Annotated in this window: 1 protein-coding gene and 2 pseudogenes; 2 read left to right on the top strand and 1 reads right to left on the bottom strand. The window is 50.2% G+C overall.

Going from position 1 to position 3,143, the window contains the following annotated elements; genetic code table 11:
* Window positions 1–298: 298 nt before the first annotated feature.
* Window positions 299–1,957, top strand: coding sequence for a glutamine--tRNA ligase (gene glnS / locus QZ506_RS18205; protein WP_291973004.1), 1,659 nt, complete (start codon window positions 299–301; stop codon window positions 1,955–1,957).
* Window positions 1,958–2,080: 123 nt separating this feature from the next.
* Here glnS and QZ506_RS18210 read toward each other — a convergent pair.
* Window positions 2,081–2,467: pseudogene (locus QZ506_RS18210) on the bottom strand (IS3 family transposase); the annotation flags it as partial.
* Window positions 2,468–2,705: 238 nt separating this feature from the next.
* Between QZ506_RS18210 and QZ506_RS18215 the strand changes: the two are divergent.
* Window positions 2,706–3,143, top strand: a pseudogene (locus QZ506_RS18215) (IS21 family transposase); the annotation flags it as partial.

Here is a 3,143-nt window from a genome sequence, read left to right on the forward strand (position 1 = left end):
CGTGCTGCGGGCGTACGCCGATGGCCACTTTACTCGATGGAAAACGGATCTGGGCAGAAAAGAATCTGAACCAGATGTAATCTGACAGACACCTGTATAAATAATCGGTAACTGTCAGATCAGGTCTGAGCTAGTACATATTACAAGACGTCCACTTTCGGTTACCTCATGTGTAATCATCAGCCGTTTTGCTTCTTTCTGTGTATTTCATAAGAGTTAGTGCAAGTAACTGTTGTGTCCTGCCGTAGCTTGTTGGATCATTGCGGGTTATGTGTCGTTTTGCATCGAGGAATCAAGCATGAGTGAGGCAGAAGCCCGCACAACCAATTTTATCCGTCAGATCATTGATGAAGATCTGGCGTCTGGAAAACACAGCATGGTACAAACCCGTTTTCCGCCGGAACCTAATGGCTACTTGCATATCGGCCATGCCAAGTCCATTTGCCTCAATTTTGGGGTGGCGAAAGATTACAACGGTCAGTGTAATCTGCGTTTTGATGACACCAACCCGGTGAAAGAGGATATCGAGTACGTCGAGTCCATCAAGCAGGATGTGCAATGGTTGGGTTTCTCCTGGAGCGGTGAGATTCTCTATTCTTCTGATTATTTTGAACAGTTGCATCTGTACGCAGTCGAACTGATCGGCAAAGGACTGGCCTATGTGGACGAACTCTCTCCCGAGCAGATCCGCGAATACCGTGGTACGCTGACCTCCCCCGGTAAAAACAGTCCTTACCGCGATCGCAGCGTTCAGGAACACCTGAATCTGTTTGAAAAAATGCGTAATGGTGGATTTGCTGAGGGCACTGCGTGTCTGCGTGCCAAGATAGACATGGCATCACCGTTCATCGTGATGCGCGATCCGGTGCTGTACCGTATCAAATTCGCCGAACATCACCAGACCGGGAAAAAGTGGTGCATCTATCCCATGTACGATTTCACGCATTGCATTTCCGATGCGTTGGAAGGGATTACGCACTCACTGTGCACGCTGGAGTTCCAGGATAACCGTCGCCTGTACGATTGGGTGTTGGACAATATCACCATTCCTTGCCATCCGCGCCAGTATGAATTCTCGCGCTTGAACCTGGAATATGCGGTGATGTCCAAGCGCAAACTGAATCAGTTAGTGACGGAGAAAGTGGTTGAAGGGTGGGACGATCCCCGCATGCCAACTATTTCCGGCCTGCGTCGCCGTGGCTACACTGCCGCTTCCGTGCGCGAATTTTGTCGTCGTATCGGTGTGACCAAACAGGACAATAATGTCGAAATGGCGGCGTTGGAATCCTGTATTCGTGACGATCTTAATGAGCATGCGCCGCGTGCCATGGCAGTGTTGGATCCGGTAAAAGTGATTATCGAAAATCTGCCAGAAGGCCACGAAGAGTGTGTTTCCATGCCGAATCATCCGAATAACCCGAAAATGGGGACGCGGCAGGTGCCGTTCAGCCGCGAGATTTATATCGATCGTGCCGATTTCCGTGAAGAAGCTAACAAACAGTACAAGCGTCTGGTGCTGGGTAAAGAAGTGCGTTTGCGCAATGCTTATGTCATCAAGGCGGAACGCGTTGAGAAAGATGAACAGGGCGTTATAACGGCGCTGTATTGCACCTATGATGCTGAAACGCTTAGTAAAGACCCGGCTGACGGGCGTAAAGTGAAGGGGGTTATCCATTGGGTTTCTGCCGCACACGCGCTGCCAGCTGAATTCCGTCTTTACGATCGTCTGTTCGGCGTGCCAAACCCAGGTGCTGCGGATGACTTCCTCGCAACGATTAATCCAGATTCGCTAAAAGTGGTTCAGGGCTTTGTTGAACCGAGTTTGGTAAAGGCAGAAGTGGAAAAAGCCTATCAGTTTGAACGCGAAGGGTATTTCTGTGCCGATCGCCGTTATTCGAGCGAAAAGCATCTGGTGTTTAACCGTACCGTAGGTCTGCGTGATACCTGGGTTGGTTGAGGCCTGCGTTTGACTAAAATGATTACACCGCCTGCTTGAACTTACCCCATCAAGTTGGACGGTTTATCTGGCGGCTATTTGTGCCTGAATTCGGTACTCTACCGGACTCAGGCCTTTTAATTGCAGTCGTCCAGTGCGTGACCAGATTTGCATTGCATTACACAGAGCCTTGCATACTAAATCAGCATCGGCTGTCAATGACAGGGCTGAACCCACAATTTGGTGTGCATATCGTTCAACAACCAGTGCGAGATAGCCTCATCTATCTTGCAGGAGAATAAACAAGATAACGGATATCGCTACACCAAACGCGCTTCGGTGCCGCAGGGGTTAATGGTCGACTTATTACGTTTGGCAATGCCGGGCTATTAAAATGGCTTATCCGGTAATGGTGTTTAGTGGGTTAGTTGCTTGTCAGGACACATTCGGGCATCAAACGTCGCGCCAGCCATCGGCCTACGTCACACCTCTATGACGCAGCATTTGGCTCAGTGTAAGACTCCCTGCGGCCCAGACACTTTCAGACAGGCGGTTGGCACTTTAACGTGTATTTTTTGCTAGAGAGTTGACCACTTGGCATCCGGAAGTCCCCCCAGCAACACCTTCATTACCGACTCTAGTTCGCTGAGAATGCGCTGCGGCTGGTGATGTCAGCGCCAGTGATGTAAGACGGTAATTCACCATTTGGATTGTCCGCTCCACCCAACATGTTGTTTCCTTGGGTTCTCACACCAGAAAGGACATCAGCATGCTGAGAAGAGAGGACTTTTACATGATAAAGCAAATGCGCCAGCAGGGTGCGTATATTGTCGATATTGCCACTCATGTTGGTTGCTCTGAGCGGACTGTCAGACGCTACCTGAAATACCCGGAACCTCCGGCCAGAAAAACACGCCACAAAATGGCCAAACTAAGGCCGTTCATGGACTATATCGACATGCGTCTGGCAGAGAACGTCTGGAACGGCGAGGTCATCCTCGCGGAAATTAAAGCGATGGGTTATACCGGTGGACGCTCCATATTGTGTTACTACATCCAGCCCAAACGTAAGATGCGGCCATCGAAGAAAACGGTTCGCTTCGAAACTCAGCCCGGTTACCAGCTTCAGCATGACTGGGGGGAAGTTGAGGCTGAGGTTGCCGGGCAACGATGCAGGGTTAACTTCGCGGTTAACACGCTGGGGTTC

The organism is Candidatus Symbiopectobacterium sp., assembly GCF_020054415.1.
GTDB lineage: Bacteria > Pseudomonadota > Gammaproteobacteria > Enterobacterales > Enterobacteriaceae > Symbiopectobacterium.

Excerpts from the sequence above, each read along its gene's own strand:
- glnS (WP_291973004.1), top strand. The coding sequence starts at position 299 with ATGAGTGAGGCAGAAGCCCGCACAACCAATTTTATCCGTCAGATCATT.